The organism is Phenylobacterium sp., from assembly GCF_024508875.1.
Lineage (GTDB): Bacteria > Pseudomonadota > Alphaproteobacteria > Caulobacterales > Caulobacteraceae > Phenylobacterium.
The window spans coordinates 1-6,664 of record NZ_JANINU010000126.1; the positions used below are offsets into that span (position 1 = coordinate 1).

Consider the following 6,664-nt stretch of genomic DNA (forward strand, 5'->3'; position numbering starts at 1 on the left):
CCGAAGAACTCGCGCACGGCCGCGGCGGCCGGCTTCGCGTTGATCAGGTCGTGCGGCATGACCGTGTCGATGTCGACCGAGCTCATGCGCTCCTTGATGGCGCGTTCCATGCGCAGCAGGCCGACGCGGTACTGGTTCTCCAGCAGCTCGCCCACCGAGCGGACGCGGCGGTTGCCCAGGTTGTCGATGTCGTCGATTTCGCCGCGGCCGTCGCGCAGCCCAACCAGCGTCTTCAGCACCGCCAGCACGTCTTCCTTGCGCAGGATGCGCACGTCGTCGGGGCAGTCCAGCTCCAGGCGCATGTTCATCTTCACGCGGCCGACCGAGCTCAGGTCGTAGCGCTCGCCGTCGAAGAACAGCGACTTGAACATGGCCTCGGCGGCTTCCACCGTCGGCGGCTCGCCCGGACGCATGACCCGGTAGACGTCGAACAGCGCATCCTCGCGGACCGTGTTCTTGTCGATGCGCAGGGTGTTGCGGATGTAGGCGCCGACCGTCACGTGGTCGATGTCCAGAACTTCCAGCGTGGTGAAGCCCTGCTCTTCCAGCGAGGCGATCAGGCCGGCGTCCAGCTCATCGCCGGCTTCGGCGTAGATCTCGCCGGTCGACATGTTGACCAGGTCGCGCGCCAGGTAGCGGCCGTTCAGGGCCTCGGGCGCCAGCAGCAGGGTCTTCAGGCCGTTGTCGGCGAACTTCTTGGCGTTACGCGCCGAGATCTTCGTGCCGGCCGGCGCGATCTCTTCGCCGCTGTCGGCGTCGATCAGCGGGAACTCCGGCTTCACGCCGCGCCAGCGCTCGGCCTTGTACGGAGTGGCCCAGCCGCCCTTCTTCTTCTCGTACGGCACGGTCTCGTAGAACGTCGAGAGGATCTCCTCGCCGTCCATGCCCAGCGCCATCAGGAAGGTCGTCGCCGGAAGCTTACGGCGGCGGTCGATACGGACATAGACGATGTCCTTGGCGTCGAATTCGAAGTCGAGCCACGAGCCGCGGTACGGGATCACGCGCGCGGCGAACAGGAGCTTGCCCGAAGCGTGGGTCTTGCCCTTGTCGTGGTCGAAGAAGACGCCCGGCGAGCGGTGCATCTGGGAGACGATGACGCGCTGGGTCCCGTTGACGATGAAGGTGCCCTTCTCCGTCATGAGCGGGATGTCGCCCATGTAGACGTCCTGCTCCTTGATGTCCTTCACGGAGCGGGCGCCGGTCTCTTCGTCCGTTTCGAAGACGATGAGGCGCAGCTTCACCTTCAGCGGCGCGGCATAGGTCATGTCGCGCTGGACGCATTCCTCGACGTCGTACTTCGGCTCTTCGAACTCGTACGAGACGTACTCGAGCACCGCGCGTTCGTTGAAGTCCTTGATCGGGAAGACGGACTTGAAGACCGCCTCCACGCCCTCGTCGCGGCGTTCGCCGGCGCGGACTTCGCGCTGCAGGAACTGCTCGTAGGAGGAGCGCTGAACCTCGATCAGGTTCGGCATCTGCACGGCTTCGGGAATGCGGCCGAACGACTTCCGGATCCGCTTCTTACCGGTGAAGGATTGCGCCATTTTGATCCCTTGATGACGCACGGAGGGACTCCGGGCGCCGAGTGCTTCATCCTGCGTCCGCCCTACGGACCCCCTGGCGGGAGCCGGACGCTGGAATGCTCCCCGTGTCGTCGGGAGCGCCCCTTCGCATGGTCGGAGGGCGACGGACCATGCCTCGGGGCCTGCACGCGCGAAGGCCGCATCGAAAGATGTGAATCGGAAAGGTGTTTCGCGAACGGGCGGAAATAGGCGCTTTCGGGCGCTTTGTGAAGCCCCCTGCCCCCGGAAAAATGCGCCTCGGACGCGAGAGACGACGCGGAGCCGTGTCCTCCGCGCCGTCCCGTCGGGTGTCCCGGGCGTATCCCGGGCCGTCATGCTGACTTCCGTCTCGCCTCACCAGAACCAACGAGGCTGCCTGAGAGTTCCCCGCGCCTCGAAGTCGCGGCCTACGGTTGCGATCCCACATCTTGCAACTTCCATTTTCGCGGAACAATGTGATCGCGGGGGACGGCGGCGGGCCGTCGGGGATGGGGGAGCAACATGGCGGGCGAAGCTGCGCCCGACGCAAAGGCGTCGGACAACATCGTCACGGCCCAGGACCGCCACACGTGGCGCATCATGGGCGGCTTCATCACGGCCGTCGGGGTCGGCGTGGTGGCGATCGCCATCGCGACGCTGCGCGAGAAGTGGCGTCCTGAAAGCGGGGTCGACGCCCTTTATCTGCAGCCCTATATCCTGCTGGCCCCAGCGGCCGTCGCGGCGATCGCGATCTTTCAGGCGCTGAACCCGGTGGTGGACGATCCTCCGCCGCAGCCGCCTCGGCTTCCAATCCCACGCAACCTTCGAGCGACGGAGCGGCACGCACTGGAGGCGCAGCGCTGGACCGAGGAACAGCAAGAACGCCAAGCCCGCCAGCGGCGGGAGGATGAGGCCCACCGTAAGGCGCGGATGACCTACCTCCCCTGGGCCTTTGGCGCACTGGTGGCGACGGCGATCCTGTTGTTCTTGCTGGCCGCCGCAGCGCGCCGAACGCCCAATTACGAGCTCTTCGCCCTGACGCTGCCCACGGCGGCGCCGGCCGTGGCGTCCGCACCCCCGCAGATTGTCCGTGTAGACCGCACGGCCACCAGCAAAGAAGATTACGCGTCGGGCGAGACCCGGGCCTCGACCACTGAAGTTACCCAGCAGTTGTCCGCCCACGCGCCAACGCGGCAGGCCGTGATGATGTGGTGGGTCCGCAAGCAGCCCCCTGCACTGCCCAGCGGCCTGCTTCCGATGACGCTAGGAGGCATCTTTCTCTGTCTCTTCGGAGCGTACTTCCCCCGGATCAACATAACTGCGGCCAACAGTAGCGTCGGATTCCTGGAAAAGGCGGTCGCGCCGGCGCTCAGCTTGGCGCTGGTCGGTGTCGGCGCTACCCAGCAAGTACAGGCTGCGCGCAGCAAGCAGGACGCCGACTTGGCTGCGAAGGGGCTCCCCGCAGTCGTCAGCCTGAGCCCACGGCAGCTTGGTCTGCGCGAAACGCTCACCCGCGAGAGCGAGGCGCGCGTGCTTGAGCGGGAGTCGCTCAGCCCGGAGGCGATCACGCGCTTGGAAAACAGCATCACCGAGCTGTCAAAGACGTTGCGGGATGCGCGCGGAAAAGCTTCCGGCGAGGGCAATCCACAGATCCTCATCCCGCAGCTCAAGTCCATCATCATCCGCAACCCTGGACCGCCCACCCCGGCGCCCGACGAGAACCTGGCGAAGATCGCGAAGGCCGCGGAAGCTCTCGACGTCAAGGCCAGCCGCGAGTTGGAGGCTGCCGACCAGCGCCGCAGTCTCGAACTGGCGCGCAATTGCGCGCTACTGGCGATCGACGACGCCCAGACCGCTGTCCGCATCCGTGAGCTTCGCGCGATCGCGGCTCAGAAGAAGGCGGCCCGGGCGCGCTACGACGACCGCGCGTTCTGGGAGAAGGTAATCTACGCCAAGCCTGAAGACGGCGCCGCCGAGTCCCGGATGGCCGAGCGGCTCGCGACCGGCGCAGCGACCGATCGCGAGCTTCGCATGCGGGCCGTCTGCCCCGAACGCTAGATCGAGCTGGCGACCTCGGCGTCCCGACGCCCAGCGAAGGGCCGCCAGGCCGCTTTGGCGTAGCGCGCCAGGTATTCCGGGTGCTCGGTGCCCATCCAGCGGTCCCACCAGGTGAACCAAGCGGCGTAGTTCCAGCCGGCCTGGGCGTGATGCAGGTCGTGGTGGGTGGTGGTGACGATGAAGTCCAGCATCGGCCGTCCGTCGCGTCGGGCGGGCATCAGCTCATATCCCGAGTGCAGCAGGGTGTTGGTGACGATCTGGTAGAGCATCACCCACTGCATGGCCCCGGACGACATCGGGAACACCATCGGGAAGACCACCACATAGCCGATCAGCACCAGCGCCTCGCCCACGTCGAAGCTGTAGGCGGTGAACGGCGACGGGTTGTTGCTGCGGTGGTGGCGCCGGTGGAAACGGCGGAACAGCCGCGGGTCGTGCATGAGCCGGTGGGTCCAGTAGAACCAGGCGTCGAGCCCCACAATCCCGGCGACCAGGGAAACGGCGAACCAGGCGGGACCCCAGGAATCCGCGATCGCGCCCAGCGGATAGAGGCCCGCGCGGTACATCAGGGTCATCACCACGCCCATCGTCGCGAAGATCGCCATCGATCGCAGCGAGAACATCAGTTCCGTGGCGAGCTGCTTCGGCGGCGGGGTCTCCTCGCGGATCTTCCGCGCCCGCAGCAAGGGCCGCAGCCCCACCCACAGCAGGAGCCAGACCCCGAACGTGAAGATCACGTAGCGGGTCAGGGTGGGTTCGAGCTCGCGCAGCCAGATGTGCGCTAAGTCGGCGATGGAGGATGGCATGGGGTCACCTCGTGGTCGTTAGAGGCTCCATGGGGCCGGCGCGGCCTCGGGTGGTCTCGCCGCGGGCGAAGCACCCTCGCCGATTTTGAAATCAGACGGCTTCCTGCAATTCCGGCGAGGCCTGCAGCAGCGCCTGGCGGCGCCACTCGGTCGGCGTTGCGCCGGTGGCCGCCCGGAAGGCGCGGTTGAACGGCCCCAGCGACCCGTAGCCCAGGTCGAAGGCGATCGCCGCCACCGTGGTGCGCGCCTCGTCGGGATCGCCGAGGCGCGCCTTGGCGGCGTCGATCCGGTAGCCGTTCACGAAGTCGGCGAAGTTGCGGTGCCCCAGGCGCTGGTTGATCAGCCGCCGCAGCCGGTGCTCGGGCTCGCCCATCTCGCGCGCCAGGGCGCCGATCGTCAGGCCCTCCTGCCGCCAGGCGCCGGCGGCCATCAGGGCGTTGAGCTTGCCCGCCATGACCCGGTCGGCCGTCTCCGCCCGGGCGTCGGCGCCGGGAGTCTCGCGCCGCGTGGCGCCGAACAGGGAGGGCCGCGGCTGGAGGAAGACGACGGCGGCGGCGATGACGATCAGGGCGAAGATCGCCCCGCCTCCCGGCCATCCGGCCGTCCATTGCAGCCACGCCTCGTGCGGGTCGATGCGATTGGCGAGCCCGATGACCACGTTGGTCAGGCCGTAGAACGCCGCGAAACCGAGGACGGGCGCGCGGAGGCGACGCCGCTGTTCGAGCAGGTCGCCCGACCACCCGCGGACGATCACATAGGCCGCGTGGATCAGCAGGAGTCCGCTGAACATGTTCCGGGCCATCCAGAGCGGCCAGCGCGTGGGGTCGGGAAGGAACTCGCAGACGACGCCTGAGACGAAGAGGATCGCGCAGGGGATCCAGGTGGCCGGCGTCAGCGGCCGGTCGTCGAAGACGGTCAGCACGAACAGCCAGAAGATGGCTCCGACGGCGTAGGCAGGCGCCACCAGCGGATAGAAATCGCCGAACGCGGTCCACAGCGTGTGCGACTCGGTGATGAGCCAGCAGGCGATGGACAGGCTCAGCAGCCCGCCGGCCAGCCGCACACGGCCGGCGAGCCCGCTGCCCTGCAGCGCAAGGCCCGTGACGATCATGGCGCCGGCGGCCACGCCGCGTACGAACATGTCGATGAGGGTCAGGGACGTCGGCACGCTTCGACGTTACCACGCCGTGACGGCACGCCCAGTGAAGCTCAGTTCATCTAACGCAGCGCGCCCAACGACGACGACGACGACGGGCCCTTGGCGGCGTCGGCGATGCGCAGGCACGCCTGGATCGCTGTCTCGTTCCCCCGCGCGTTCTGCACACAGGTGGCGATCGCCTGCTGGATCGCCGCCGGATTGACCGCGGACGTGGCCGCGGGCGCCGGCGCGGCCTGCGCCTGGGCCTGGCTCAGCAGGCTGAAGATCCCCGCCGCCGCCGCGGCCTTGCCGGGCCCCAGCGCGCCCGGCACGGCGCCCGGGCCAGCGCCCACGACGGGCCGCCCGCGCAGCCTGGCGCATTCCGGGATCATCGCGCCCATGGCCGAGCTGCACATCTGGATGGCCTGGGCAGCGCGGTTGTACTGGTCTGCAGTCTGTGCCCCGCTCGGCGAGCCTGTGGCCAAAGCGCCTCCCGCGACCAGCACCGCCAGCATCGATTTCTTGGCCATCGCCTGCACAAGCCCCCAAGTCGAGGACCTCACCCTGGCGCGGGCGACACGACATGCCCTCCCCCATTCGGGGGCATAGAAAAAGGGCCGGGATCGCTCCCGGCCCTCGATCTTCAGAAGCGTCTGTCGACGCCGTCCAACTACTTGATTTGGACGGTGGCGCCGGCTTCTTCCAGCTTCTTCTTGATTTCTTCCGCTTCCTGCTTGGAAACGTTTTCCTTCACGTTCTGCGGAGCGCCTTCGACGAGGTCCTTGGCTTCCTTCAGGCCGAGGTCCGGACGGACGCCGCGGACTTCCTTGATCACGTTGATCTTCTTGTCGCCACCGGCGGTCAGAACAACGGTGAACTCGGTTTGCTCTTCGGCGGCTTCGGCCGGAGCGCCGCCACCGGCGGCCGGAGCGGCGGCCACGGCGACCGGAGCAGCGGCGCTGACGCCCCACTTTTCTTCCAGCAGCTTGGACAGCTCAGCGGCTTCCAGGACGGTCAGGGCGGACAGGTCGTCGACCAGCTTTTCGAGATTGGCCATGTGGTTTGATCCTTAAGAGAGAGGTTTGTCGGGAAGTGACGATCAGGCGGCGTCTTTGGCGGCG

The 6,664-nt window shown here is 67.6% G+C and carries 5 protein-coding genes and 1 pseudogene; 1 reads left to right on the plus strand and 5 read right to left on the minus strand.

The genetic code is table 11. From position 1 onward, the window contains the following. A pseudogene (locus Q0L11_RS10920) lies at positions 1-1,544 on the minus strand (DNA-directed RNA polymerase subunit beta); the annotation flags it as partial. A gap of 519 nt (positions 1,545-2,063) precedes the next feature. Between Q0L11_RS10920 and Q0L11_RS10925 the strand changes: the two are divergent. Next, a complete protein-coding gene (locus tag Q0L11_RS10925) occupies positions 2,064-3,599 on the plus strand; it encodes a hypothetical protein (protein WP_296597257.1) in 1,536 nt (511 codons plus the stop codon). On the opposite strand, the gene Q0L11_RS10930 is transcribed toward Q0L11_RS10925, so the two are convergent. The 4 genes from Q0L11_RS10930 to rplL form a co-directional block, all read right to left on the minus strand. Next, positions 3,596-4,405 carry a sterol desaturase family protein gene (locus tag Q0L11_RS10930; protein ID WP_296597258.1) on the minus strand — a complete coding sequence of 270 codons (810 nt, stop codon included), beginning with the start codon at positions 4,403-4,405 and terminating at the stop codon, positions 3,596-3,598. The two genes, Q0L11_RS10925 and Q0L11_RS10930, sit on opposite strands and share 4 nt — an antisense overlap. A 91-nt stretch (positions 4,406-4,496) precedes the next feature. After that, positions 4,497-5,573, minus strand: a complete 1,077-nt coding sequence (locus Q0L11_RS10935) for an AraC family transcriptional regulator (protein ID WP_296597259.1) — start codon at positions 5,571-5,573, stop codon at positions 4,497-4,499. Positions 5,574-5,623: 50 nt separating this feature from the next. After that, entirely contained in the window at positions 5,624-6,073 is a 450-nt protein-coding gene (locus tag Q0L11_RS10940) for a hypothetical protein (protein ID WP_296597260.1), read from the minus strand. Between the two features lie 140 nt (positions 6,074-6,213). Further along, positions 6,214-6,600, minus strand: coding sequence for a 50S ribosomal protein L7/L12 (rplL, locus tag Q0L11_RS10945; RefSeq protein ID WP_296597261.1), 387 nt, complete (start codon positions 6,598-6,600; stop codon positions 6,214-6,216). Between the last annotated feature and the right edge of the window lie 64 nt (positions 6,601-6,664).

Excerpts from the sequence above, each read along its gene's own strand:
- Q0L11_RS10925 (WP_296597257.1), top strand. The coding sequence starts at position 2,064 with ATGGCGGGCGAAGCTGCGCCCGACGCAAAGGCGTCGGACAACATCGTC.
- Q0L11_RS10930 (WP_296597258.1), bottom strand. The coding sequence starts at position 4,405 with ATGCCATCCTCCATCGCCGACTTAGCGCACATCTGGCTGCGCGAGCTC.
- Q0L11_RS10940 (WP_296597260.1), bottom strand. The coding sequence starts at position 6,073 with ATGGCCAAGAAATCGATGCTGGCGGTGCTGGTCGCGGGAGGCGCTTTG.
- rplL (WP_296597261.1), bottom strand. The coding sequence starts at position 6,600 with ATGGCCAATCTCGAAAAGCTGGTCGACGACCTGTCCGCCCTGACCGTC.